Source organism: Streptomyces sp. NPDC001513 (assembly GCF_042894695.1).
Classification (GTDB): Bacteria; Actinomycetota; Actinomycetes; order Streptomycetales; family Streptomycetaceae; genus Streptomyces.
The window spans coordinates 59,840-83,338 of record NZ_JBIAVU010000005.1 but is presented as its reverse complement, the minus strand read 5'-3'; the positions used below and the strand labels follow the sequence as shown (position 1 = coordinate 83,338).

The 23,499-nt window shown below is 71.2% G+C and carries 23 protein-coding genes and 1 tRNA gene; 10 read left to right on the top strand and 14 right to left on the bottom strand.

Features of this window, described 5'->3' with window-relative positions:
• Positions 1-72 precede the first annotated feature (72 nt).
• The 4 genes from ACFYZ4_RS12320 to ACFYZ4_RS12305 form a co-directional block, all read right to left on the bottom strand.
• Positions 73-146 (bottom strand) — tRNA-Thr (locus ACFYZ4_RS12320).
• A 74-nt stretch (positions 147-220) separates the two neighbouring features.
• Positions 221-1,006, bottom strand: coding sequence for an ABC transporter permease (locus ACFYZ4_RS12315; RefSeq protein WP_351292838.1), 786 nt, complete (start codon positions 1,004-1,006; stop codon positions 221-223).
• Positions 1,003-2,001 carry an ATP-binding cassette domain-containing protein gene (locus ACFYZ4_RS12310; protein ID WP_390783850.1) on the bottom strand — a complete coding sequence of 333 codons (999 nt, stop codon included), beginning with the start codon at positions 1,999-2,001 and terminating at the stop codon, positions 1,003-1,005. The genes ACFYZ4_RS12315 and ACFYZ4_RS12310 overlap by 4 nt, the downstream gene beginning before the upstream one ends.
• 26 nt (positions 2,002-2,027) lie before the next feature.
• Positions 2,028-2,699, bottom strand: a complete 672-nt coding sequence (locus ACFYZ4_RS12305) for a DUF4097 family beta strand repeat-containing protein (protein ID WP_390783849.1) — start codon at positions 2,697-2,699, stop codon at positions 2,028-2,030.
• Positions 2,700-2,943: 244 nt separating this feature from the next.
• Here ACFYZ4_RS12305 and ACFYZ4_RS12300 point away from each other — a divergent pair, with 244 nt between their 5' ends.
• The 4 genes from ACFYZ4_RS12300 (at position 2,944) to ACFYZ4_RS12285 (ending at position 6,424) form a co-directional block, all read left to right on the top strand.
• On the top strand, positions 2,944-3,678 hold the full coding sequence (locus tag ACFYZ4_RS12300; RefSeq protein WP_351300001.1) for a helix-turn-helix domain-containing protein: 735 nt from the start codon (positions 2,944-2,946) through the stop codon (positions 3,676-3,678).
• A 184-nt stretch (positions 3,679-3,862) separates the two neighbouring features.
• On the top strand, positions 3,863-4,951 hold the full coding sequence (locus ACFYZ4_RS12295; protein ID WP_351300004.1) for a sn-glycerol-3-phosphate ABC transporter ATP-binding protein UgpC: 1,089 nt from the start codon (positions 3,863-3,865) through the stop codon (positions 4,949-4,951).
• A 227-nt stretch (positions 4,952-5,178) separates the two neighbouring features.
• Positions 5,179-5,592: a hypothetical protein gene (locus tag ACFYZ4_RS12290; protein ID WP_351300007.1), complete on the top strand. Its 414-nt coding sequence runs from the start codon at positions 5,179-5,181 to the stop codon at positions 5,590-5,592.
• A gap of 28 nt (positions 5,593-5,620) precedes the next feature.
• Complete coding sequence (locus ACFYZ4_RS12285; RefSeq protein WP_351300010.1) at positions 5,621-6,424, top strand: nucleotidyltransferase family protein; 804 nt, start codon at positions 5,621-5,623, stop codon at positions 6,422-6,424.
• Between the two features lie 146 nt (positions 6,425-6,570).
• Here ACFYZ4_RS12285 and ACFYZ4_RS12280 read toward each other — a convergent pair whose 3' ends face one another.
• The 6 genes from ACFYZ4_RS12280 to ACFYZ4_RS12255 form a co-directional block, all read right to left on the bottom strand.
• Positions 6,571-8,100, bottom strand: a complete 1,530-nt coding sequence (locus ACFYZ4_RS12280) for a DoxX family membrane protein (RefSeq protein ID WP_351300013.1) — start codon at positions 8,098-8,100, stop codon at positions 6,571-6,573.
• 149 nt (positions 8,101-8,249) lie between these two features.
• A complete protein-coding gene (gene rlmB / locus ACFYZ4_RS12275) occupies positions 8,250-9,221 on the bottom strand; it encodes a 23S rRNA (guanosine(2251)-2'-O)-methyltransferase RlmB (RefSeq protein WP_351300016.1) in 972 nt (323 codons plus the stop codon).
• Between the two features lie 95 nt (positions 9,222-9,316).
• Positions 9,317-10,717, bottom strand: a complete 1,401-nt coding sequence (gene cysS / locus ACFYZ4_RS12270) for a cysteine--tRNA ligase (protein WP_351300019.1) — start codon at positions 10,715-10,717, stop codon at positions 9,317-9,319.
• Positions 10,718-10,810: 93 nt separating this feature from the next.
• The gene (gene ispF, locus ACFYZ4_RS12265) at positions 10,811-11,332 is read right to left on the bottom strand and encodes a 2-C-methyl-D-erythritol 2,4-cyclodiphosphate synthase (RefSeq protein ID WP_365482709.1); all 522 of its coding nucleotides are present in this window, start codon (positions 11,330-11,332) and stop codon (positions 10,811-10,813) included.
• On the bottom strand, positions 11,322-12,068 hold the full coding sequence (ispD, locus tag ACFYZ4_RS12260; protein WP_351300025.1) for a 2-C-methyl-D-erythritol 4-phosphate cytidylyltransferase: 747 nt from the start codon (positions 12,066-12,068) through the stop codon (positions 11,322-11,324). The genes ispF and ispD overlap by 11 nt, the downstream gene beginning before the upstream one ends.
• A 280-nt stretch (positions 12,069-12,348) precedes the next feature.
• Positions 12,349-12,831 carry a CarD family transcriptional regulator gene (locus tag ACFYZ4_RS12255; RefSeq protein ID WP_003953493.1) on the bottom strand — a complete coding sequence of 161 codons (483 nt, stop codon included), beginning with the start codon at positions 12,829-12,831 and terminating at the stop codon, positions 12,349-12,351.
• 614 nt (positions 12,832-13,445) lie between these two features.
• On the opposite strand from ACFYZ4_RS12255, the gene ACFYZ4_RS12250 reads away from it, so the two are divergent.
• On the top strand, positions 13,446-14,126 hold the full coding sequence (locus ACFYZ4_RS12250; RefSeq protein WP_351300028.1) for a DUF461 domain-containing protein: 681 nt from the start codon (positions 13,446-13,448) through the stop codon (positions 14,124-14,126).
• A gap of 115 nt (positions 14,127-14,241) precedes the next feature.
• Here the strand turns inward: ACFYZ4_RS12250 and ACFYZ4_RS12245 are convergent, their stop codons facing one another.
• Together ACFYZ4_RS12245 and ACFYZ4_RS12240 are read right to left on the bottom strand one after the other, a co-directional pair.
• Complete coding sequence (locus ACFYZ4_RS12245) at positions 14,242-14,922, bottom strand: response regulator transcription factor (protein WP_030387286.1); 681 nt, start codon at positions 14,920-14,922, stop codon at positions 14,242-14,244.
• Positions 14,923-14,963: 41 nt separating this feature from the next.
• Positions 14,964-16,163, bottom strand: a complete 1,200-nt coding sequence (locus ACFYZ4_RS12240; RefSeq protein WP_351300031.1) for an ATP-binding protein — start codon at positions 16,161-16,163, stop codon at positions 14,964-14,966.
• Between the two features lie 216 nt (positions 16,164-16,379).
• Here ACFYZ4_RS12240 and phoU point away from each other — a divergent pair, with 216 nt between their 5' ends.
• From phoU to ACFYZ4_RS12225, 3 genes are all read left to right on the top strand, one after another.
• Positions 16,380-17,057 carry a phosphate signaling complex protein PhoU gene (gene phoU / locus ACFYZ4_RS12235; protein ID WP_351300034.1) on the top strand — a complete coding sequence of 226 codons (678 nt, stop codon included), beginning with the start codon at positions 16,380-16,382 and terminating at the stop codon, positions 17,055-17,057.
• A gap of 141 nt (positions 17,058-17,198) precedes the next feature.
• Entirely contained in the window at positions 17,199-17,348 is a 150-nt protein-coding gene (locus ACFYZ4_RS12230; RefSeq protein ID WP_167344738.1) for a hypothetical protein, read from the top strand.
• 156 nt (positions 17,349-17,504) lie between these two features.
• On the top strand, positions 17,505-17,987 hold the full coding sequence (locus tag ACFYZ4_RS12225; RefSeq protein WP_351300037.1) for a hypothetical protein: 483 nt from the start codon (positions 17,505-17,507) through the stop codon (positions 17,985-17,987).
• A gap of 79 nt (positions 17,988-18,066) precedes the next feature.
• Here the strand turns inward: ACFYZ4_RS12225 and ACFYZ4_RS12220 are convergent, their stop codons facing one another.
• Positions 18,067-18,873 carry an arylamine N-acetyltransferase gene (locus ACFYZ4_RS12220; RefSeq protein ID WP_351300040.1) on the bottom strand — a complete coding sequence of 269 codons (807 nt, stop codon included), beginning with the start codon at positions 18,871-18,873 and terminating at the stop codon, positions 18,067-18,069.
• A 204-nt stretch (positions 18,874-19,077) separates the two neighbouring features.
• Between ACFYZ4_RS12220 and ACFYZ4_RS12215 the strand changes: the two genes are divergently transcribed.
• Positions 19,078-20,616 (top strand): PKD domain-containing protein, encoded by a 1,539-nt coding sequence (locus ACFYZ4_RS12215; protein WP_390783848.1) that lies wholly within the window; start codon positions 19,078-19,080, stop codon positions 20,614-20,616.
• 579 nt (positions 20,617-21,195) lie between these two features.
• Here ACFYZ4_RS12215 and ACFYZ4_RS12210 read toward each other — a convergent pair.
• Positions 21,196-21,954, bottom strand: coding sequence for a phosphoglyceromutase (locus tag ACFYZ4_RS12210; RefSeq protein ID WP_351300049.1), 759 nt, complete (start codon positions 21,952-21,954; stop codon positions 21,196-21,198).
• Positions 21,955-22,106: 152 nt separating this feature from the next.
• Here ACFYZ4_RS12210 and ACFYZ4_RS12205 point away from each other — a divergent pair, with 152 nt between their 5' ends.
• Positions 22,107-23,423, top strand: coding sequence for an MDR family MFS transporter (locus ACFYZ4_RS12205; protein ID WP_384347545.1), 1,317 nt, complete (start codon positions 22,107-22,109; stop codon positions 23,421-23,423).
• The last annotated feature ends 76 nt before the right edge of the window (positions 23,424-23,499 follow it).

Here is a 23,499-nt window from a genome sequence, read left to right as displayed (position 1 = left end):
CGGCGCCCGCCGCCCGCGCCCAGGGCATGCCGAAGGCCCCGGACCAAGCAGGTCCGGGGCCTTCGGGTACGGAGCCCCCTGTCGGGTTCGAACCGACGACCCCCGCTTTACAAGAGCGGTGCTCTGGCCAGCTGAGCTAAGGAGGCAAGCCGCCATCACTCTACACAGACCGCTCTTCCCCGGGCCATCAGATTGAAAGCTGTGGACGTCACCCGACCGGTTACTTCGGGTCGCGGTTGAACTTGGCGGCGGACCAGAAGTAGCCGAGCACCGCGAGCCCCAGGCACCACAGCACCGCGAGCCATCCGTTGTGCCCGATCTCGCTGCCGAGCAGCAGGCCGCGCAGGGTCTCGATGACGGGCGTGAAGGGCTGGTACTCGGCGATCGGCTGGAACCAGCCCGGCATCGCGTCCACCGGGACGAACGCGCTGGAGAGGAGCGGCAGCAGGATCATCGGCATCGCGTTGTTGCTGGCGGCCTCGGCGTTCGGGCTGATCAGGCCCATGCCGACGGCGATCCAGGTGAGCGCCGTGGCGAAGAGCACGAGCAGCCCGAGCGCCGCCAGCCACTCCAGGGCCGTGGCGTCGGTGGAGCGGAAGCCGATGGCCACGGCGACGGCGCCGACGAAGATCACGCTCATCACGCACTGGAGCACGCTGCCGACGACGTGCCCGATGAGCACCGACCCGCGGTGGATCGCCATGGTACGGAAGCGGGCGATGATCCCCTCGGTCATGTCGTTGGAGACGGACACCGCGGTCCCGACGACGGTGCCGCCGACGGTCATCAGCAGGATGCCAGGGACGACGTACGCGATGTACGCGGACCGGTCCGCGCCGCCGAGGCCGGCGCTCATCACGTCGCCGAAGATGTAGACGAAGAGGAGCAGCAGCATGATCGGCGTCAGCAGCAGGTTCAGCGTGAGCGACGGGTAGCGCCGGGCGTGGAGCAGGTTGCGGCGCAGCATGGTGGTGGAGTCGCGGAGGGCGAGGGTGAGGGAGCTCATCGGAGGTTCTCCTTGGCCTGGTTGGGCTGGCTGGGCTGGTTGGGGATGGTGTGGGCGCCGGCGGTGTGGGTGCTGCCGGTGAGGGCGAAGAAGACGTCGTCGAGGTCGGGGGTGTGGACGGTCAGTTCGTCGGCTTCGATGCCGGCGGTGTCCAGGCGGTCGAGGAGGGTGCGCAGTTCGCGCTGGCTGCCGTCGCTGGGGATCTGGAGGGACAGGGCCTCGTCGTCCCGGGTGGTGTCGGGGAGGGCGAGGGCGGCGGCGCGGTGGGCGGCCGGGTCGGCGAAGCGCAGGCGGACGTGTCCGCCGGGGATGAGTCGTTTGAGTTCCTCGGCGGTGCCTTCGGCGACGATCTTGCCGTTGTTGAGGACGGCGATGCGGTCGGCGAGTTCGTCGGCCTCTTCCAGGTACTGGGTGGTGAGGAAGACGGTGACGCCGCCGGTGACGAGTTCGCGGATGATCTGCCACATGTTGTGCCGGGAGCGCGGGTCGAGGCCGGTGGTCGGCTCGTCGAGGAAGATGATCCGCGGGCTGCCGACCAGCGTCATCGCGATGTCCAGGCGGCGCTTCATGCCGCCGGAGTAGGTGGAGGCGGGCTTCTTCGCGGCCTCGACGAGGTCGAAGCGCTCCAGCAGCTCGGCCATGACCCGCCGTCCCTCGCGCTTGGACAGGTGGTGCAGGTCCGCCATCAGGAGCATGTTCTCCTCGCCGGTGATCAGCCCGTCCACCGCGGAGAACTGCCCGGTGACACCGATCGCCGCCCGCACCGCCTGCGGGGCGGCGGCCAGATCGTGGCCGCCGACGTGGACCTCACCGGTGCCCGGACCGGCGCCGACGAGGGTGGAGAGGATCTTCACGGCGGTCGTCTTGCCCGCGCCGTTCGGACCGAGCAGGGAGAAGACCGTTCCCTCGGGGACGGTCAGGTCGACTCCGTCGAGCACGACCTTGTCGCCGTACGACTTGCGCAGCCCGTTCGCCGCGATGGCCAGGTTGGTCATGATGGAAGCTCCTCAGGGTCTGCGGGTCAGTTGCTGCGGGCGGTGATGTCGCCGTAGGCGGTGGTGGCGTGGATGGTGAGGGCGGCGGTGGCGCCGTCGGTGTTCCGGAGTGTGTTGTTGATGCGGCCGTGGGTGGTGCCGGCGTCGAGGGTTGCGGAGACTCCGCGGGCGGCGCCGATGGTCAGGTCGCCGGCCTGGGTGCGCAGGTCGACGGTGCCGTGGACGGCTTCGGCGATGGTGATGTCGCCCTTCTGGGTGCTGATCTGTGCGGGGCCGCCGAGGCGTCCGACGGTGACGTCGCCGGCCATCAGCGTCAGGCGGGCGGCGGCGGTCTCGTCGAGCTTGACGGTGGCCTGGGCGCCCTCGAAGGCGACGTCTCCGAGGCGTCCGACGCCGCGGAACTCGGCGCTGGCCGCCTTGGCCTCGACGCGGGAGCCGGCGGGCAGCTGCACGGTGACCTCGACGGACCCGGAGGGGCCGAGGATCTGGTTCTTCCCCTCGGGGGTCTTGATCCGCAGGATGCCGTCGGCGTATTCGACGGTGGTCTGCTCGGCCGCCTTCACGTCGCGCCCCTTGGAGGCGTTGGCGGGCAGGACCTCGACGGTGGTGTCGGCGCGGTCGGCGGCGATGAGGCGGATGCGGCCCGCGGCGATGTCCAGGACGGCGGAGACGGGCGCGGCGGTGGCGAACTTCTGCATCGTTCTTCTCTTTCTCCAGTGGCGGGCTCCCTGTCGGCCCGCCGTTTCTGATGAACGAAAAGCTACGTTGCATTCACAGATCTGGCAACGCACTCGTTGCGCACCGATCCAATCAATGCAGCTCACGGCAGGTATTTCATTGCAATGGCTTTGATTTCAATGCAACAAACCCCACTCACCACGTTGCAATGAATGAAGAGTGAACGCTATGCTGGAGCGACACCGCACCACGAAGGAGACCGCGATGCCGGGAGGCAGACTCACCCAGCAGGAACGCCAGCAGATCGCGCTGGGGCTGGCCGACGACCTCGCCTACGCGGAGATCGCCAGACGCCTCGACCGCCCCACCTCGACGGTCACCCGCGAGGTGATGCGCAACGGCGGCCCCGCCACCTACCGCGCGGAGCTGGCCCACCGCGCCACCGAACGCCGCGCCCACCGGCGCAGGCAGCCCGCACCCCGGGGATCTCAGGCGCCCGAGCAGGCCCACGGACGCGACGCCGAGGCCGTGCGCGCGTACGAGGAGACGTTCACCACCCTCTTCACCGCGCAGGGCCTGCCCACGATGACGTCCCGGGTGCTCGCGTCCCTCTACACGACCGACGCGGGCAGCCTCACCGCGTCCGAACTCGTCCAGCGCCTCGACGTCAGCCCGGCGTCCATCTCCAAGGCGATCACGTTCCTCGAAAGCCAGGGCCTCATCCGCCGGGAACGCGACGAACGCCGCCGCGAGCGCTACGTCGTCGACGACGACGTCATGTACCAGTCGACGATCGCCGGCGCCCGCGCCAACGCCCTGCTCGCCGAGACCGCACGCCAGGGCGTCAGCGTCCTCGGCCCCGGCACGCCGGCCGCCACCCGCCTGGAGAACATCGCCCGCTACGTCGACTTCATCGCCGAGAGCATCGCCCGCGCCGCGGACCAGGCCCGCGAGATCCTCCACACGAAACCCGCACCGCCCTCGGACACCACCACCTGAGCCGGGCCCGGGGCCGGGGGCCCGCCCGCCGATCCCCCGTCCACCGATCCCCCGCCCCCGGGTGCTGACAGACGGCGTCGCGGCAGGTAGCGTCGGGCGGAGTCCGGTGCTACTGGACTAGACCCATTCTTCCTTCCACTCGGATCGTCCGGCACGTTCCTGCCGGTAGAAGGGATTCATCACCATGGCTTCTGTCACTTTCGACAAGGCGACCCGGCTGTACCCCGGCGGCGACAAGCCCGCCGTCGACCAGCTGGAGCTGGAGATCGAGGACGGCGAGTTCCTCGTCCTCGTCGGCCCTTCCGGCTGCGGCAAGTCCACCTCGCTGCGCATGCTCGCCGGCCTGGAGGACGTCAACGGCGGCTCCATCCGCATCGGTGACCGCGACGTCACGCACCTGCCGCCCAAGGACCGGGACATCGCGATGGTGTTCCAGAACTACGCGCTCTACCCGCACATGTCCGTCGCCGACAACATGGGCTTCGCGCTCAAGATCGCCGGCGTGGACAAGGGCACCATCCGCAAGAAGGTGGAGGAGGCGGCCGACATCCTCGACCTGCGCCCCTACCTCGACCGCAAGCCCAAGGCGCTCTCCGGCGGTCAGCGCCAGCGCGTCGCGATGGGCCGCGCGATCGTCCGCCAGCCGCAGGTGTTCCTGATGGACGAGCCGCTGTCGAACCTGGACGCCAAGCTCCGCGTGTCCACCCGTACGCAGATCGCCGGCCTCCAGCGCCGCCTCGGCATCACCACCGTCTACGTCACCCACGACCAGGTCGAGGCCATGACGATGGGCGACCGCGTGGCCGTCCTGAAGGACGGGCTGCTCCAGCAGGTCGACACCCCGCGCAACATGTACGACCGTCCCGCGAACCTCTTCGTGGCCGGCTTCATCGGCTCCCCGGCCATGAACCTGGTCGAGGTCCCGATCACCGACGGCGGCGTGAAGTTCGGCGACAGCGTCGTCCCGGTGTCCCGCGAGGCGCTGTCCGCCGCGGCCGACGCGGGCGACCGCACCGTCACGGTCGGCGTGCGCCCCGAGCACTTCGACCTCGCCGAGACCGGCGGCCTGACCATCGACGTGAACGTCGTCGAGGAACTCGGCGCCGACGGCTACGTGTACGGCTCCACCCCGGGGGAGAAGGGTGCGCAGGACCTCGTGGTCCGCGTCAACGGCCGCCAGGTGCCCGAGAAGGGCTCCAGCCTGCACGTGGTGCCGCGGGCCGACGAGATCCACGTGTTCTCGACCTCCTCCGGCGAGCGGCTCTCCGGCTGAGCGGCTCCGACCGAGCGGCTCTCCGACCGAGCGGCCGACTCCGCAACACGGCTTGACCGAGGGGCGTTCCGTCAAGGGGCGCCCCTCCGCCGTGCGTTGCCCAACTCCGGCAGACCGGGCCATTCGGCCCCCTCCGTCAACCCGCAATTCGAAAAGCCACGTCGAACCGTCCCTCGACAGGGTGACTAAATGTCGCCAAATCTTCACCGAGCGCTACTCTCGCCCTCGTGACCCACACTGCCCGCCGTATCGGCCGATCCCTCGCCCTGGTCCTGCCCGTCGTCCTCGTCCTGTCCGGGACCCTCGCGGTCACCATGGTCCCCTGGGCGGACACGTCCTCCTCCCAGATCCTGACCGCCTCCGCCGAGGGCGTCTCCGCCCCGGCGAAGCCGCGCGCCGCGCACGAGGTGCTGCGCGAGCAGCTCGTCGGCGATCTGCAGCAGGGCCAGGCGCCGGACGACGTCCTCACGCACCTCCAGCAGGAGGTGAACCGGCGGCCGTCGCTCGCCGAGCACTGCGTGGGGATCGCCCGGGCACTGGGACGGGCCGCCGTCGACGCGTACGGCCCCACGAAGGCCCAGTCGTTCGCCCGACCCGTGTGCGACACCTCGTACGCCACCGGCGTCGCCTCCATGGGCTGACGCACCTCGCGTCCCTACGCTGGCCGCCATGACCGACGACCACCGATCCGCACCATCCGCTCCACCCACTCCATCCGCTCCACCCGTTCCCTCCGCTTCCTCCGCAGCCGCGTTCCCCGCCGCCCCCACCCAGGCCGTCGTCCTGGCGGGCGGCCAGGGTTCGCGGCTGCGTCCGTACACGGACGACCGCCCCAAGCCGATGGTCGAGATCCCCGGGACGGGGGTGCCGATCATCGGGCACCAGCTGGCCTGGCTGGCCGCCGAGGGCGTCACGGACGCGGTGATCTCCTGCGGGCACCTCGCCGGGGTCCTCCAGGAGTGGCTGGCCGGGGCCCGGTTGCCGCTGCGCGTGACCACGGTGGTCGAGGAGGAGCCGCTGGGCCGCGGCGGTGGCCTCAAGTACGCCGCACGCCACCTCCCGCACCCGGACGAGGCCTGGTACGCGACGAACGGCGACATCTGGACCCGGTTCTCGCTGCGCGAGATGGCGGCCTTCCACGCCGAACGCGGCGCCGTGGCGACGCTGGCGCTGGCCCGGCCGCGGATCCCTTGGGGGGTCGTGGAGACCAACGAGTTCGGGCAGGTACTGGACTTCATCGAGGCTCCGCCCTCGCCGTACCCGGTCAATGCCGGCGTGTACGTCTTCGGACCCGAATTCGCCGCGCTGCTCCCGGACTTCGGGGACCACGAGCGGACCACCTTCCCGCGCCTGGCGCGCGAACGGCGGCTGGCCGGCTTCCCGCTGCCCCAGGGGGCCTACTGGCGGGCCATCGACACCGCGAAGGACCTGACCGAGGCCGCAAGGGAGTTGGCGGCGCAGGCGGGCTCCTGAGCCCCCTCACGGCCCTCGGCACCCGGCCTCGCCCCGCCCCCCCACCCCCGTACGGCGCTGCGCGCGTCGCCCGGCGCATGCGAAGGGGCCCGGCACGCTCGCGCGCGCCGGGCCCCGGTCCTCGTACCGCTCCCCGTCGGTGGGGATCAGCCGATGAGACCGCCGATCAGGCCGGGCTGCTTCGTCGGAGTCCCGCCCCCGCCGTTCGAGCTGCCCGAGGAGGACGGCTGCCTGGGCGAGGTGGACTGGCGGGGGGTGCTGCGCGGGGTCTGCTGCTTGCCGGTGGTGCCCCGGGTCGCGGTCGGCGACTGGGATCCCGTCCCGGCCGTCTCCCGGCTGGGGGCGCCCGAGGCGCTCTTGCCGGACTTCGCGGCGGGCTCGGTGGGAGTGGCGGACGCCGAGGGGGTGGCCGCCTTGGTCGTCGGCTGCGCGGCGGGCTGCTGCCTGGCCGGGGTCTTCGGCAGCGGCCGGCCCGGCAGGTAGTTGGTCGGGGCCTGCCCGGGCCCGGGGACGGTGACGACGGTCGTGGAGCGGACGGCGCCGCCGAGGAGCGAGCCGACGAGCAGGGTGAGTCCGCAGACGATGGTGGCCATGATGGTTCCGCGGCGCAGGACCCGCCGCCGCAGCCGCCAGATCTCCGAGCGCGGCCCGAGGGTGCGCCAGGCCTCGCCCGCGAGGCGTCCGTCGAGGGAGTAGACCGGGGCGCCCGCGATGATCAGCGGGCTCCAGGCGGCGAGGTAGATGATGTCGGGCGCGTCGTAGGCGGGGACGGTCTTCCAGCTCACCGTCATCAGCAGCGCGGCGGACAGGAGCGCCCCGAAGCAGGCGGCGAACCGCTGCCACAGGCCGAACACCGTCAGCACGCCGACGATGACCTGGAGGAAGGCCACGCTCAGGCCCGCGCCGACCGGGTGCGCGAGGGCGAAGTCGCGCAGCGGCTCGGCGAGGGCCCACGGGGTGAGCGTGTGCAGCCAGGTGACCATGGAGCCGCGCTCGCCGCCGTCGAAGTAGACGGGGTCGCACAGCTTGCCCATGCCGGCGTAGATGGAGATGAAGCCGAGGAAGACGCGCAGCGGGAGCAGCACGACGCCGAGGTTCATCCGGCGGCCCGGGTAGTACGAGGCCTGTCCCCGGTTGTCGGCGGCCGGCCGCCGCGCGTCCGGCCCGGGTCCGGAGCCGGGCGGCTCCTGGTGGGGCAGGTCCCGTACGGCGGCCAGCGGGCGCGTCTCGGTGGGGTCCCCGTAGCTGCGCTGGCCGATGACGGTCGGCGTGGCGAGGGTGTCCTCGGCGAGGTCGTGGGCGAGGTCGATGCGCGGGATGACCTGGGTGGCTCCGCCGTCGTACTCGCCGCCGTCGTACCCGTCGTGGCCGCGCCCGGCCTCGCGTACGGCCTGGAGCAGTCCGCCCATGGCCGCGGCGTCGCCCGCGTCGGACTTGCCGCTCCACACCACGGGGGCACGGCGGCGGGTGGCCCCGGCGGCCGCCACCACGGCACCGCCCAGGACGGGCGCGCGGCCGGGGGCCTTGGCGGGCTTGGAACGCGCGCTCGGGCTCGGTGCGAGCCGCACGCGGAAGCTGGCGTGGTTGACGATGACCTGTGCGGGATCGCACGGCACCTTGACCATGCTCAGCGCGGGCTGGTCGTCGAACCCTGACGTTCTGGTGTCCACACTCATCTAACCGAGTGATCAGTGTTTAGGACACTGCCTTGACGACAGGGATGTGTCCGAGACCCGTCAAGATCAAGCCACCCCGCCCGAAACGGGCGGGGTGACACGCTCACGGGTCACATTCCGTGAGCCAAGTGGATCAAGCGATCCGCGGATCAGACGCGACCGCGGTCCGCGCGGCGGCGGGCCGCCTCGTAGAGCACGACGCCCGCGGCGACACCGGCGTTGAGGGACTCGGCGCCGCCCGGCATCGGGATGCGCACCAGGTAGTCGCAGTTCTCGCCGACGAGACGGCCGAGGCCCTTGCCCTCGGAGCCGACGACGATGACGACCGGGCCACCGAGCGCCTCCAGGTCGGTGACCGTGTGCTCGCCCTCGGCCGCGAGGCCGACGATGGTGATGCCGGCCTTCTTGTAGTCCTGGAGGGCGCGGGTCAGGTTGGTGACGCGGGAGACCGGGGTGCGGGCGGCGGTGCCGGCGGAGGTCTTCCAGGCGCCGGCGGTCATGCCGGCGGCGCGGCGCTCGGGGATGACCACGCCGTGGCCGCCGAAGGCGGAGACGGAACGGACGATCGCGCCGAGGTTGCGCGGGTCGGTGACGCCGTCGAGGGCCACGATCAGCGGGTCGTCGCCGTCGTCGTAGGCGGCCGCGGTGAGGTCCTCGGGGTGCGCGTACTCGTACGGCGGGACCTGGAGCACCATGCCCTGGTGGTTGAGCCCGTTGGTCATGCGGTCGAGCTCGGGGCGCGGGGCTTCCATCAGGTTGATGTTGCCGCGCTCGGCGGCGAGCTGGAGGGCCTCGCGGACGCGCTCGTCGTTGTCGATGAACTGCTGGACGTAGAGCGTCGTGGCGGGCACGCCGTCGCGCAGCGCCTCGAAGACCGGGTTGCGGCCGACGACCATCTCGCTGGTGCCCTTGGGGCCGCCGCGGCGGGGGGCCGGGCGGCGCTTGGCGGCCTGGCGGGCCATGGCGTTGCTGATGCGGTTGGCCTTGTGCTTCTTGCGGTCCTCGGCCTTGGGCGTGGGGCCCTTGCCTTCCAGTCCCTTGCGCCGCTGGCCACCGCTGCCGACCGTCGCGCCCTTCTTGTTGGACGTGCGGCGGTTCCTGCGCTGGCTGTTCCCGGCCATGACTTCTACCTGTTTTCGTTGGTGCTGCGGTATGTACGTATGAAGAGTGTGCCGCCCGGAGCGCCGGGCGGCACACCAAGCTCAGCCGGCCGGCCTCAGCGGGGGCCGAGCGTCCAGCGCGGGCCGGTGGGGCTGTCCTCGATGACCAGACCGGACTGCTGGAGCTGGTCGCGGATGGCGTCGGCGGTCGCCCAGTCCTTGCGGGACCGCGCGGACTCACGCTGTTCGAGGACGAGGCGCACCAGGGTGTCGACGGCGCCGTGGAGGTCTTCCCCGCGGTCGGCCTCGCCGGCCCAGTGCGGGTCGAGCGGGTCCAGACCGAGGACGCCCAGCATGGCCCGCACCTCGGACAGGCGCGCGATGGCCGCGTCCTTGTCGTCGGCGGCGAGCGCGCTGTTGCCCTGACGGACGGTGGTGTGGACGATGGCGAGCGCCTGCGGGACGCCCAGGTCGTCGTCCATGGCCTCGGCGAACGCGGGCGGGACCTCGGCCGCGGCCTCGACGGGGCCGCCCGCCTTCTCGATGACGCGCTGGTAGAAGCCCTCGATCCGGGCGAAGGCCGACTCGGCCTCGCGCAGTGCCTCCTCGCTGTACTCGATCATCGACCGGTAGTGCGGGGTGCCGAGGTAGTAGCGCAGGACGATCGGGCGCCACTGCTTGACCATCTCGGAGACGAGGACCGAGTTCCCGAGGGACTTGGACATCTTCTCGCCGGACATGGTGACCCAGGCGTTGTGGACCCAGTAGTTCGCGAACTCGTCGCCGAAGGCCTTGGCCTGGGCGATCTCGTTCTCGTGGTGCGGGAAGATCAGGTCGAGCCCGCCGCCGTGGATGTCGAAGGCCTCGCCGAGGTACTTGTGCGCCATGGCGGAGCATTCCAGGTGCCAGCCCGGGCGGCCGCGGCCCCACGGGGTCTCCCAGGAGGGCTCGCCGGGCTTGACGGACTTCCACATGGCGAAGTCACGGGCGTCGCGCTTGCCGGTCTCGCCGGTGCTCTCCGGCTGGCGGATGTTGTCCAGCTCCTGGCGGGAGAGCGAGAGGTAGTCGGCGTACGACTTCACGTCGAAGTAGACGTTGCCCTCGGACTCGTAGGCGTGACCGCGCTCGATGAGGCCGCGCATCATCTCGACCATCTCGGTGACGTGGCCGGTAGCGCGGGGCTCGTAGGTGGGCGGGAGGCAGCCGAGGGCGCTGTAGCCGTCGTTGAAGGCGCGCTCGTTCTCGTAGCCGATGGACCACCACGGGCGGCGCTGCTCGGCGGACTTCGCGATGATCTTGTCGTCGATGTCCGTGACGTTGCGGATGAAGGTGACCTCGTAGCCCCGGTACTCGAACCAGCGGCGCATCATGTCGAAGTTGAGGCCCGACCGGATGTGCCCGATGTGCGGGGCGGCCTGCACCGTGGCGCCGCACAGGTAGATCGAGACACAGCCCGCGGTGAGCGGGGTGAAGTCGCGGATCTGCCGGGCGCTGGTGTCGTACAGGCGAATAGTCACGGCATCCAGGGTAGTGGGCCTGTAGCAGTGCCCCGCGCCCTTTGGGGACGCGGGGCACCTTTGTTGTGGAAGAAGTGCCGTTGCTCCAGGTGTTCAGGCCCGGTTCGTCCGGTACACGAGGGCGGTGGCGATGGCGGCGAGCCCTTCGGCCCGGCCGGTGAGGCCCAGTCCGTCGGTGGTGGTGCCGGATACGGAGACGGGGGCGCCGGCCGCGGCGGCGAGCGCCTTCTGCGCCTCTTCGCGCCGCTTGCCGATCTTCGGGCGCACGCCGATCACCTGGATGGCGATGTTGCCGATCTCGAAGCCCTCGGCGCGGACGATGCGGGCGGCCTCCGCCAGGAGGGTGACGCCGGCGGCGCCGGACCACTCGGGGCGGGAGGTGCCGAAGTGGGCGCCGAGGTCGCCGACGCCGGCGGCGGAGAAGAGGGCGTCGCAGGCGGCGTGCGCGGCGACGTCGCCGTCGGAGTGGCCGGCGAGACCGTCCTCGCCTTCCCAGAGCAGGCCGGCGCACCACAGCTCGCGGCCGGTCTCGAAGGCGTGCACGTCGGTGCCGATGCCGACGAGCGGGATCAGCGGGGCCTGCGGGCTCTGCGGGCTCTGCGGACTAGAAAGCATCGGTGGCCCTCCTGCGGGCGAGTACGGCCTCGGCGAGGACCAGGTCGAGCGGGCGGGTGACCTTGAAGGCCTCCTCGTGGCCGGGGATCACCACGACCGTGACGCCGAGCCGTTCCACCATGCCAGCGTCGTCGGTGGCCCCCTCGCCGTCGACGGCGATCGCGGCGTGCGCGCGCAGCAGGGTGGCGAGGTCGAAGCCCTGCGGGGTCTGCACGGCGCGCAGCCGGGCCCGCTCGGGCGTGGCGAGCACCGGCTCGGCCTCGCCGGGCTTGCCGGGCTCGACCTCCTTGACGGTGTCGGCCAGGGGCAGCGCGGGCACCACGGCGGGGGCTCCGTCGCGTACGGCCTCGACGACGGCGTCCACGGTGTCAACGGGGACGAGCGGGCGGGCCGCGTCGTGGATGAGGACGGAGGTGATGTCCTGCGGCAGCGCGTCCAGGCCGGCGCGCACCGACTCCTGGCGGGTCTCGCCGCCGGGGACGACGAGGAGCTCGGTCCGCTCGGGCAGCGCGTGCTCGCCCAGCAGGAGGCGCACCTCGGCGGTCTCGGCGGGCGGGGCGACGACCACGACCAGGGAGACCGCGCGGGAGCGGGCCATCGCGCGGACGGCGTGGACGAGCATCGGGGTGCCGCCGAGGGCCCGCAGGGCCTTGGGGGCACCGGGCCCGAGGCGTACCCCGCGGCCGGCGGCCGGGATCACCGCGGCGGTGCGGTGGGGGCGCGTTACGTCAGACATCAGTAGCTCCGAGCCAGGTTTGTGACTTCGGCCGACATGGGTATGGCCTGAAGGGTGCCGGGTGCGACGCCCTCGCCCCTTCCGTGACGACCGGTCGAGCAGGCTGCCCGGGCCCGGCACGCCATCGAGTCGGTGGCGGTGAGGTAGTGCAGAAGAGTACGGATACGTACGGATACAGACATGCCGCAGCGCCCGGCAACAGGTCCCTCGTGGAGGAGAGACCTTGTCATCGGGCACCGCGGCAGACTGTGCACAGAGGCTGTGCACGGGATGCCTCGCGTCAGGACGCGAGCACCTCGTCGAGGAGGGCCTCGGCCTTGTCCTCGTTCGTGTTCTCAGCGAGCGCGAGCTCGCTCACCAGGATCTGGCGTGCCTTCGCGAGCATGCGCTTCTCACCCGCGGAAAGCCCGCGCTCACGCTCACGACGCCACAGGTCACGCACCACTTCGGCGACCTTGATGACATCGCCAGAAGCGAGCTTCTCCAGATTTGCCTTGTAGCGCCGGGACCAGTTCGTCGGCTCTTCTGCATACGGTGCGCGGAGCACCTCGAAGACCCGGTCCAGCCCGTCCTGGCCGACTACGTCGCGAACGCCGACGAACTCCGCATTGTCCGCAGGCACACGAACCGTCAGGTCGCCCTGGGCGACCTTGAGCACCAAGTAGGTCTTGTCCACGCCTTTGATCTGACGAGTCTCAATGGCCTCGATCAGCGCGGCCCCGTGATGGGGATAGACCACGGTGTCGCCAACCTTGAACGTCATGTGACAGGTACCCCTTCCGTGGCTATCCAGGGTAACACGAGAACTGACTGTTATGAATGGCGTTTTCGCAGGTCAGGGCACATCTCGGGGCTTGACAACACCAACAGGAACGTGCTGCGAAGGGCTTGCGGAAGGGGGTATTCGCAGGTCGGGGGCGCTGCGCGGACCAGGGGAAAGGGCCACGCTACACCTGCCCCACACACCCATCCGTGTGATGTACGTCCCGTTTTGCCGGTTTCGGAGTCGGGAAACCGAACTACTCCGTTCGACTGGCGGCCGCCCCTGCGCAGCGGGTTCCGGCCCAATCCCGAATTGATCACGAAGTGGTGTTCGGGGGAATCCGGGAAATTGATCACCGGGCACCCGGCGCACGATATGCGAGGGCCACATGATCGGCGCGGCGAAGAGCGGCCGGAAGGGCGGGCGGAAGGGCGGGCGGAATGCAAGATCGCGGGGCGCCCGCGGGGTGGCGGCTGCGCTGCGGAGGGTCGGGTGCGGGGGCGGGGCGGCGGCTCGGTAACCTAAGCCCGCTGACACACCCTTAGAGCGGCTTTACCTCGGCCGTTCCGAGCGCCCACCCGCCCCTTCCGTTCGTCCAAGGAGATGCCGCCGCCGTGAGCCGCAGCCTTCGACGCGGCGCCCTCGCCGCCACCGCCGTCGTGTTCTCGATCGCCTCGCTGGCCGCATGCGGTGCGGGCCAGGACGCGCAGACCCTCCAGATCAAGCCGGACAACGCCGCCGCCACCAAGGGCGAGATCGAGGTCCAGAACGCACTGGTGATCACCCAGGGCCAGAAGGGCGAGAAGGGCCCCGCGGTCGTTTCGGCGACGCTCTTCAACAACGGCACCAAGGCGCAGACCCTTGACGGCATCACCCTCCCGGGTGGCAAGGGCAAGGTCACGCTGAAGGCCGCCGAGGGCTCCGGCAAGGTCACCGTGCCCGCCCTCGGCTCCGTGGTGATCGGCGGCAAGGGCAACGCCTCCGCCGTGATCGAGGACGGGGCCGCGACCGTCCGGGACGGCGAAGTGCAGAAGGTCGTCTTCCAGCTGAGCAGCACGGGCGGCGTCGAGCTGGAGGCCTTCGTGGTCCCGGCCACCGGCATGTACGCGCCCTACGGCCCGACCGTGGCCCCGGCCGCCACCCCGGCCGCCGGCGGCTCCCCGTCCGGCACCCCCTCCGGCTCCCCGTCGGGCTCCCCGTCCGGTGCCACCCCGTCCGGCAGCCCGTCCGGCTCCCCCTCGGGCAGCGCCGCCGGCACGCCGTCGGGTTCTCCCTCGCACAGCGCGGGCCACTGACCCCGAGGGCGGCGTAGCGCCGTACACGTACACCAACGGGAAGGGCCCCCATCCGCACCAGCGGCTGGGGGCCCTTCCCGTACGCACACCGCCGCGCGCGGCGGCGGGGTGCGGCTTACGGCTCGAACTTGTAGCCGAGGCCGCGGACCGTCACCAGGTAGCGCGGCGCGCCCGGGTCCGGCTCGATCTTGGCGCGCAGGCGCTTGACGTGGACGTCGAGGGTCTTGGTGTCACCGACGTAGTCGGCGCCCCAGACCCGGTCGATCAGCTGCATGCGGGTCAGTACGCGGCCCGCGTTGCGCAGCAGCATCTCCAGCAGGTCGAACTCCTTCAGCGGGAGGTCCACCTTGCCGCCGGCGACGGTGACCACGTGGCGGTCGACGTCCATCCGTACGGGCCCGGCCTCCAGGGCCGCCGGGGTGACCTCCTCCGGCTCGCCGCGGCGGCGCAGGACCGCGCGGATGCGGGCGACCAGCTCCCGCGAGGAGAAGGGCTTGGTGACGTAGTCGTCTGCTCCTATCTCCAGCCCGACGACCTTGTCGATCTCGCTGTCCTTGGCGGTCACCATGATCACGGGAACGTTGGAACGGCCGCGCAGCTGCCGGCAGACCTCCGTGCCGGGCAGGCCGGGAAGCATCAGGTCGAGGAGGACGAGGTCGGCGCCGTTGCGCTCGAACTCGTCCAGCCCATCGGGCCCGGTCGCGGCGATGGCGACCTCGAAGCCCTCCTTGCGGAGCATGTACGACAGGGCGTCGCTGAAGGATTCCTCATCCTCGACGACGAGCACTCGGGTCACGGAAGGACCTCCGGGGCAGGAATGGCTGGTGCGGTTCTGGTTCAGGCAGGGGTGGAGTGGGTGTGGGGGGTCTGCGCCGGGGCCGGCGCGGCCGCTTCGGGGAGTCGCAGGGTGAACGTGGAGCCCTGGCCCTCCGAGCTCCATACCGACACCTCCCCGCCGTGCGAGGCCGCCACGTGCTTCACGATCGCAAGGCCGAGGCCCGTTCCTCCCGTGGCACGGGAGCGGGCCGGGTCCACGCGGTAGAAGCGCTCGAAGATGCGCTCGCGGTCCTTTTCCGGGATGCCGATGCCCTGGTCGGTCACGGCGATCTCGATCAAGTCTCCCCCAGGTGCCGCCACCCTGCGGCCGGCTATGCCGACGCGGGTGCGGGCGGGGCTGTAGTTGACGGCGTTCTCGACCAGGTTTCCGAGGGCGGCCGCGAGCTGTCCCCGGTTGCCCCATACCCGCAGGTCGGCGGTGCCGCCCGCGGCCATGGTGATCTGCTTGGAGGACGCCGTGTGGCGGCAGCGGTCGATGGCCTCGGCCACGAGCGTGTCCACGCGTACGGGCTCGGCGTCCTCCAGCGGGTCGTCGTTCTGTACCCGGGAGAGGTCGATGAGCTCCTGCACGAGGTTGATCAGGCGGGTGGCCTCGATCTGCATGCGGCCGGCGAAGCGGCTGACCGCCTCGGGGTCGTCCGAGGCGTCCATGACGGCCTCGGACAGCAGCGAGATCGCCCCGACCGGGGTCTTCAGCTCGTGCGACACGTTGGCCACGAAGTCGCGGCGTACGGCCTCGATGCGGCGGGCCTCGGTGAGGTCCTCGACCAGGAGGAGCACCAGGCGGGAGCCGAGCGGGGCCACGCGCGCCGAGACGGCGAGGGCCTCGCCGCGGCCGGTGCCGCGCCGGGGCAGGTCCAGCTCCACCTGGCGTATCTCCCCGTCGCGCCGGGTGTCACGGGCCATGTGGAGCATGGGCTCGACGGCGAGCTTGCCGCCGCGGACCAGGCCGAGGGCGTACGCCGCCGAGCTGGCCTTGACGACCGCGTCGCCCTCGTCCAGTACGACGGCGGAGGAGCGGAGCACGGAGAGGACCGTGTCCACGCCGGGCGGGAGCACCGCGTTGATGTCGGGGCGCATGGAGCTCCGGGTGGGGCGGGCCTGGTCGCGCTCGCTCCAGCGGAACGCCAGCATCGCGATCACACCGGTGCAAAGACCGGCGATCGCTGCAGCTGCGGCGACCGCCGCGTTCACGTCCATGGATCCAGGTTAAGCAGGCCCGACGACACTTCCACAGCCGTTCGGGTGGCAGCTCGAACAGTCGTCGCCCAGAGTTCACCCTGGCGACGGGGTTGATTCACTTGTGATGCCGGAGTCGGACGCGTTTGCGGCTCACCGTGTCAACGTGGGGCCAAAGGCCGCCCCGGCCCGCCCCGGGCAGTACAGCAGTAGTAGGTCGAGAGAGGGACACGAGACATGCGCGACGCGTACCACGAGGAACTGGACTCGATCGGAGAAAGCCTGGTCGAGATGGCCCGGCTCGTCGGTTCCGCGATCGGGCGGGCCACGACGTCCATGCTCGACGCCGACCTGAAGCTCGCCGAGAGCGTCATCGCCGCCGACCAGAAGGTCGACGACCTCCAGCACGACCTGGAGGCCCGCGCCATCGCCCTGCTGGCCCGCCAGCAGCCCGTCGCCACCGACCTGCGCATCGTGGTGACCTCGCTGCGCATGAGCGCCGACCTGGAGCGCAGCGGTGACCTGGCCCAGCACGTGGCGAAGCTCGCCCGGCTGCGCTTCCCGGACACGGCGGTCCCGCGGGACCTGCACGCCACCATCCTGGAGATGGGTCAGCTGGCGCAGCGCCTGATGGCGAAGGCCGCCGAGGTGATCATCACGAAGGACGTCGACCTCGCCCTCCAGCTGGAGCAGGACGACGACGAGATGGACCAGCTGCACCGCACGCTGTTCCAGCACCTGATGGACGACCGCTGGAAGCACGGCATCGAGACGGCGGTGGACGTGACGCTGCTGGGCCGCTACTACGAGCGCTTCGCGGACCACGCGGTGTCGGTGGCCAAGCGCGTCGTCTACCTGGTGACGGGTGAGCACGCGGACGACCTCCAGCAGCCGACGCAGGTCGAGGGCGTCTGACACCGGGGCGCGGCGGCACGGCAAGCCGGCGAGCGCTGCGAGCGCTGCGAGCCCCAATGCGCCGTTGACGCGCCGGTGGCACTGGGCATGAATGAGGCGAAGGCCGTACGACTCCCTGTACACCGCCTGCGAGGAGGAACCATGCCCGATTCCCCCGTCCCCATCACCCCGGAGCAGGAGCAGCCGCCGAGGCCGGAGCCCCTGCGCCTCCCGCTGCTCGCCGCATGCGGCTGCGGCTCGGGCTGCGGCTGCGGCTGCCAGTCCGGCGCCCCCTGCCAGTGCGGCGGCTGACCGCAGCCGTCACCGGCTCGACGCACACGAAGGGCCCCGTCCGAGTTCCCTCGGCCGGGGCCCTTCTTGCGTGCGCCCGCTCGGCGGGGAACCGTCCCGCGCCCCTCCGCGTCCTGGATTCTGAACACGTTCGAATAGATCTTGGGGAACGGTGCGATGGGACAGCAGATGCGACCGCTGACGAAGTGGCTGATCGCCCTCGGGGGGCTCACGGTCGTCCTGCCGATGGTGGCCCTGGCCGGGTACGTCCTCCACGTACTGGACGGCGCGGGCAAGACCGGGGCGAAGCCGGCCGCGTGCGCGAAGGCCATGAAGGCGATGGGCTGGACCCTCCCGGCGGGCGCGGACGCGCAGGCGTGCGTCGAGAAGAGCGACATCGTCTTCGAAAGCCAGTGGTCGGGGACGTTCCGCATGCCGCGCTCGGAGGTCCGGGGCTGGCTCGACTCCCACCCCAAGGAACGGTTCCCCTCCCAGCAGGACCCGCGCGGGGTGTTCGAGGTCCGGAACGGACTCCACCTCAACCTCGGCTACCCGAAGGCCCCCAACTTCGGGAACGGCGGGATCGACGCGGTGGAGGTCGACGTCACCTGGGACGGCGAGGCCGCCGCCGTCGTCACCTTCGAGACCTACCCCGACTAGGCGCTTGCCCGGACGCGGCTCGTCACCCAGCCGTTCCGGGCCGCCGGTGTGGCCCGGCGCTCACGGGTGGGGGATCGGCTCAGGGCCGGGGGTGGAGCGGCACGGGCAGCCGGTCGAGCACGATGCCGAACCAGGTGCGGTAGGCGGCCCGTACCTCGTCCTCGGTCGCCAGCTCCTCCTCCGTACGGTCGCCGTCCGCCGCGGTGGTGATGAGGGTGTGGTCCCGCAGGGTGATCCGGCCGCCGTCCGCGGTGAGCCGGGAGCAGACCGGGCCCTTGGTGAAGCCGGACTCCGGGCTGGTGCAGTGCCACCAGGCGCCCGTCAGGAAGTCGGCGAGCGCGCGCGGGCGGGTCTCCAGCCGGTACACGGGCACGCCGTCGTGCAGCACCTCGAGGTCCCCGTCCGCATCCGCATCCGCATCCGGGGCCGGCCGGACCAGGAACACCCCGGCCGGGTCCTTCTGCTCCCCCGGCTCGTCCAGGTCCAGCGGATACGCGGTGTGGTCGCCGAAGCCCACGTCCGCGAGCCAGCGCCCGTCGACGCGCAGCGCCAGGTGGTCGTACGGGACGCCGAGCGCGCCGTCCTTCCCGTACACCCGGGCCTGGAGGAGCTCCACCCGGTGACCGAGGGCGCCCAGCAACTCGGCGAACCCGGCGTTCAGTTCGTAGCAGATCCCACCGCGCCCGGCGGTCACGATCTTGTCGAAGACGGCGTCCCGGGTGAGCACGAGGTCCTCGCCGAGGTGGATCGACAGGTTCTCGAACGGCACGGCCCGCAGGTGGCCCAGGTGCAGCTCGCGCAGCGAGCCGGCCGTGGGCCGGGCGGGCCGCGCCGCTCCCAGGCGGCGCAGGTAGGCATCGGTACGGGCGGGGTCGAGAGGTTCCATGCCCGCCACTCTCCCCACCCCCGGCCCCGCACGCCATGCGCCATTGGACCTAGGCCCCCCGTCGGCCCCGCCCGGCCCGATGGCCGGGTGATCACCCGCGCGCTGCTCGGTAGGCTGTGCGAGCTCACGCTGAGCACGTTCAAAAGCTAAAAAATGGGGGGTTCGGTGCGCAATCGCCGACTCGTAATGTCCGCTGCCGCCATCGTGGCGGCAAGCATCGGTTTCATCCCCGGCACGGCTCAGGCCGCTGATCCGGTCAAGCCCGCCGCGCAGCCGGCGGGGGCACCCGCCGCCGGCCCGGCCAAGGGTCTGGCGGCAGGGTTCGAGACCTTCACCAGCGGCGCCACCGCCGGCCCGCAGCTGGGTCTCTCCCTGAGCGCCCGGATGTCGACGGCGCACAGCTTCGAGCTGACGGTCCGGCTGGCCCGGTCCGCACCGCCGCTGGACACCACCATCGACTGGGGTGACGGGACCACGGAAACGGTGACGGCCGCCGGCGCTTGGGAAACGCGGGCCAATCACACGTACAAGGAGCTCGGCGAGTACACGATCAAGGCCACCGTCGTCGATCCGGCACTCGGGACGCAGGAGACCAAGGAGGTCCGGGTCACGACTGCGGGCTCGGAGTTCACCCCGTACGGTCCCACCCGCCTGCTGGACACCCGCAGCGGCACGGGCGCCGTCAAGGGCAAGGTCAAGGGGTACTCCTCCACCCGTCTGAAGGTCGCGGGGAACGGCGGCATCCCCGCCGGGGTCACCGCCGTCGCGCTCAACGTGACCGCCACGAATACCACCAGTGGCGGGCACGTCAGCGTCTTCGCCTCCGGCGGCACGCGGCCGACCGCATCGAACATCAACTTCGAGGCCGGTCAGTCCGTCCCGAACCTGGTGATCGCGCAGGTCGGCGCCGACGGCTACGTCGAGCTGTACAACGGCGGCTGGGAGGGGGTCGATCTGCTCGCGGACGTCACCGGCTACTTCGGCCGGCAGGAAGCGAGCGGCTACGTCGCGCAGGCGCCGACCCGGGTCGTCGACACCCGCTCCGGGACCGGCACGCGACTCGGCGCGGTCGCCGGCCAGGGGTCCTTCACCGTCAAGGTGGCCCAGCCGGGCGCCACCGCCGTCGCGCTGAACGTGACCGCGACCAACCCGCAGGAGGCCGGTCACCTGACCGTCCACCCGGCCGGGGCGGCGGCGCCGACCACGTCGAACGTGAACTTCACCGCCGGGCAGACGGTAGCCAACTCGGTGATCGTGCCGGTCAACAAGGACGGCGAGATCACCGTCCGCAACGGCGCCTGGGCCCCGTCCGACGTCATCGTGGACCTGGTCGGCACGTACAGCACCGCGAGCAACGGCGCCTACGTGCCGGTCGCGCCCGTCCGGCAGATCGACACGCGCGAGAGCTGGTCCAAGGGGCCGTGGCCCACGCGCGGGTACCTCTGGCAGGCCTTCTCGGTGGAGCAGGAGGCCTGGGTGCTGAACACCACGGTCACCAACACCCGCGGCGCGGGCTTCCTCTCGGTCGCACCGGACCACAACTCCACCGGCGACTACGCCAACGGAACCGCCGGCAGCCCGGCGCGCCCGCAGTCCTCCACCCTGAACTGGACGGCGGGCAAGACCGTCGCCAACCTGGTTCAGGCGGATGCCGATGCCAACAGCATCGTCGACTTCTGGAACCAGGGCTGGGACCGCGCCGACCTGATCGTCGACATCTTCGGCTACTACGACAACGAGTAACCAAAAGCCCCTGACCCGCACCGCACGCGCAGGTCAGGGGCCAGCTCGCGGGCAGCCGCGGTCATCCGTTCACGGCCACAGACGGCCCGGCACCGGCCCAGGGGCCGTTAACGGACGGTCCCCTGATCCCCAACGCCGAGATGGGAGACCAGGGCCGACCAGCCGGCGGCGGGTGCGCGACAGGAACCCCGCTCCGTCACGCTCAGCCTCCTTCAGGCCAGCCGCCCGGTCCGTCTGTGCGGATGAGGATCCCGGGGGCGTCCGGATGAACCTCACCCGTGGAACGGTTCGGCCAGAACGCCCGGCGGGTACGCGGCAGAGGTATCTCGACGAGTCGGCCGTCGTGGATCATCCACAGGCCGAAGCACTCGTCCTCCTCGTCGTGAACCAGCACCTGCACTGAGTGTGGCGACTTCCAGGGCAACGACTCAAGGTTCTCCAGCAACCCGATCCAGCTGGACCGTCGCACGAACTCAATGGCCCAGCCGTCGGGAAAGACCGGCAACCACATTCCCGCGCGCAGCAAAGCCCCTCACCCGCCGAGAACCGGCAGGTGAGGGGCTCTTTGGGGCTACAGGGTTACTTCTTGCCCTGGTTCTTGACGGCCTCGATGGCGGCCGCGGCCGCGTCCGGGTCGAGGTAGGTGCCGCCCGGCTTGAGGGGCTTGAAGTCGGCGTCCAGCTCGTAGACGAGCGGGATGCCGGTCGGGATGTTCAGGCCCGTGATGTCGGCGTCGGAGATGCCGTCGAGGTGCTTGACCAGACCGCGCAGGGAGTTGCCGTGCGCGGCGACCAGGACCGTGCGGCCGGCCAGCAGGTCCGGGACGATGCCGTCGTACCAGTACGGCAGCATGCGCTCGACGACGTCCTTGAGGCACTCGGTGCGCGGGCGCAGCTCGTTCGGGATCGACGCGTAGCGCGGGTCCTCGGACTGCGAGAACTCCGTACCGTCCTCGAGGACCGGCGGCGGGGTGTCGTACGAGCGGCGCCACAGCATGAACTGCTCCTCGCCGAACTCCGCGAGGGTCTGCGCCTTGTCCTTGCCCTGGAGCGCACCGTAGTGGCGCTCGTTCAGGCGCCAGGAGCGGTGCACCGGGATCCAGTGGCGGTCCGCGGCCTCGAGCGCGAGCTGCGCGGTGCGGATGGCGCGCTTCTGGAGGGAGGTGTGCAGGACATCGGGCAGCAGGCCGGCGTCCTTCAGCAGCTCACCGCCGCGGACCGCCTCCTTCTCGCCCTTCTCGGTGAGGTTGACGTCCACCCAGCCGGTGAACAGGTTCTTCGCGTTCCAGTCGCTCTCGCCGTGGCGGAGGAGGATCAGCTTGTACGGTGCGTCGGCCATGCGTACGAGCCTAATGGACGGGCGGGGGCGCTCGCGCGCGAGGCAGGGTCCTCCGATTGACCTCGCGCGTCAATCGAGTGGCGCCCGGGGGCCTGCCGATCGTAATGTGCACTCTGCTCAAGTGGCACTTACGTCTCCGGGGGGAAATCCTTATGTCCGCTGCCAGTCTGAGACGGGCCGCCCGGGAGAGCGTCTCGGGTCTGCCCCGCGCGTTCTGGTGGCTCTGGACGAGCACGCTGATCAACCGGCTCGGGGCCTTCGTCGCCACCTTCATGACCTTGTACCTGACCCTGGACCGGGGCTACTCGGCCTCCTTCGCGGGACTGGTGGTCGCCCTCCACGGGCTCGGCGGTGTCGTCTCCTCGCTCGTCGCGGGCGTGATGACCGACCGGCTGGGGCGGCGCCCCACGCTGCTGGCGGCCCAGGCCTCGACCGCGTTCTCGGTGGCGCTGCTCGGCTTCATGGAGCACCCGGCGGCGATCGCGGCGGTGGCCCTGCTCGTCGGCATGACCTCGAACGCGTCCCGGCCGGCGGTCGCGGCGATGATGGCGGACATCGTCCGCCCGGAGGACCGCGTACGGGCCTTCGCGCTCAACTACTGGGCCATCAACCTCGGCTTCGCCATCAGCGCGACGGCGGCGGGCGTCATCGCGGAGTACAGCTACCTGGCCGGATTCCTGGGCGAGGCGGCGCTCACGCTGACGTGCGCGGTGCTCGTGTACGTGAAGCTGCCCGAGTCCCGCCCGGGAGACGGGCCCTCGTCCGGCGCCGCGGGCAAGGCGGCCAGCGGGGAGGCGCCGGCGATCGGGCTCGGGAGCGTGCTGCGGGACGGGCGGTTCATGGGCGTGGTCGGGCTGTCGTTCCTGATCTCGCTGATCTTCACGCAGGGCTCGGTCGGCCTGCCCGTCGCGATGGGCGGCGCCGGGTTCTCCCCCGGTGACTACGGGCTGGTCCTCGCCGTGAACGGGGCGCTGATCGTACTGCTGCAGATCCCGGTCACGGCCTTCATCGAACGGCACGACCCGCAGAAGCTGCTGGTGATCTCGGCCCTGCTGGCCGGGTACGGGTTCGCGCTGACGGCCTTCGCCGGGCCCCTGTGGGCGTACGCGCTGACGGTGTGCGTGTGGACTCTGGCGGAGATCGTGAACTCGCCGACCCAGATGAGCCTGGTCGTGCGGCTGTCGCCGGCGCACGGGCGCGGCCGCTACCAGGGCGTCTACAACCTGTCGTGGGCGGTGGCCTCGCTGGTGGCGCCGCTGATGGCGGGCTTCGTGATCGACCGGTACGGGGCCGACTGGCTGTGGGGGGCCACGGGTGTGCTGGGGACGGTGGCGGCGGCGGGGTACTGGCTGCTGATGCGGGGGCTCTCCGAGGGTGACGCGGGTACGGGCGCGGCCGTGGGCGTGGCCGTGGCCGGTGGTGCTCCCGCACCGGTGTCCAAGCCGGCCCCGGCCCCGGCCGAGGCGTAACGCGGCTGCGCCGCTGCTGGGGCTCCGCCCCAGACCCCGCTCCTCAAAACGCCGGAGGGGCTGAATGTGCGGCGGA

Excerpts from the sequence above, each read along its gene's own strand:
- ACFYZ4_RS12315 (WP_351292838.1), bottom strand. The coding sequence starts at position 1,006 with ATGAGCTCCCTCACCCTCGCCCTCCGCGACTCCACCACCATGCTGCGC.
- ACFYZ4_RS12310 (WP_390783850.1), bottom strand. The coding sequence starts at position 2,001 with ATGACCAACCTGGCCATCGCGGCGAACGGGCTGCGCAAGTCGTACGGC.
- ACFYZ4_RS12305 (WP_390783849.1), bottom strand. The coding sequence starts at position 2,699 with ATGCAGAAGTTCGCCACCGCCGCGCCCGTCTCCGCCGTCCTGGACATC.
- ACFYZ4_RS12300 (WP_351300001.1), top strand. The coding sequence starts at position 2,944 with ATGCCGGGAGGCAGACTCACCCAGCAGGAACGCCAGCAGATCGCGCTG.
- ACFYZ4_RS12295 (WP_351300004.1), top strand. The coding sequence starts at position 3,863 with ATGGCTTCTGTCACTTTCGACAAGGCGACCCGGCTGTACCCCGGCGGC.
- ACFYZ4_RS12285 (WP_351300010.1), top strand. The coding sequence starts at position 5,621 with ATGACCGACGACCACCGATCCGCACCATCCGCTCCACCCACTCCATCC.
- ACFYZ4_RS12280 (WP_351300013.1), bottom strand. The coding sequence starts at position 8,100 with ATGAGTGTGGACACCAGAACGTCAGGGTTCGACGACCAGCCCGCGCTG.
- rlmB (WP_351300016.1), bottom strand. The coding sequence starts at position 9,221 with ATGGCCGGGAACAGCCAGCGCAGGAACCGCCGCACGTCCAACAAGAAG.
- ispF (WP_365482709.1), bottom strand. The coding sequence starts at position 11,332 with ATGCTTTCTAGTCCGCAGAGCCCGCAGAGCCCGCAGGCCCCGCTGATC.
- ispD (WP_351300025.1), bottom strand. The coding sequence starts at position 12,068 with ATGTCTGACGTAACGCGCCCCCACCGCACCGCCGCGGTGATCCCGGCC.
- ACFYZ4_RS12255 (WP_003953493.1), bottom strand. The coding sequence starts at position 12,831 with ATGACGTTCAAGGTTGGCGACACCGTGGTCTATCCCCATCACGGGGCC.
- ACFYZ4_RS12240 (WP_351300031.1), bottom strand. The coding sequence starts at position 16,163 with ATGGACGTGAACGCGGCGGTCGCCGCAGCTGCAGCGATCGCCGGTCTT.
- phoU (WP_351300034.1), top strand. The coding sequence starts at position 16,380 with ATGCGCGACGCGTACCACGAGGAACTGGACTCGATCGGAGAAAGCCTG.
- ACFYZ4_RS12230 (WP_167344738.1), top strand. The coding sequence starts at position 17,199 with ATGCCCGATTCCCCCGTCCCCATCACCCCGGAGCAGGAGCAGCCGCCG.
- ACFYZ4_RS12225 (WP_351300037.1), top strand. The coding sequence starts at position 17,505 with ATGGGACAGCAGATGCGACCGCTGACGAAGTGGCTGATCGCCCTCGGG.
- ACFYZ4_RS12220 (WP_351300040.1), bottom strand. The coding sequence starts at position 18,873 with ATGGAACCTCTCGACCCCGCCCGTACCGATGCCTACCTGCGCCGCCTG.
- ACFYZ4_RS12210 (WP_351300049.1), bottom strand. The coding sequence starts at position 21,954 with ATGGCCGACGCACCGTACAAGCTGATCCTCCTCCGCCACGGCGAGAGC.
- ACFYZ4_RS12205 (WP_384347545.1), top strand. The coding sequence starts at position 22,107 with ATGTCCGCTGCCAGTCTGAGACGGGCCGCCCGGGAGAGCGTCTCGGGT.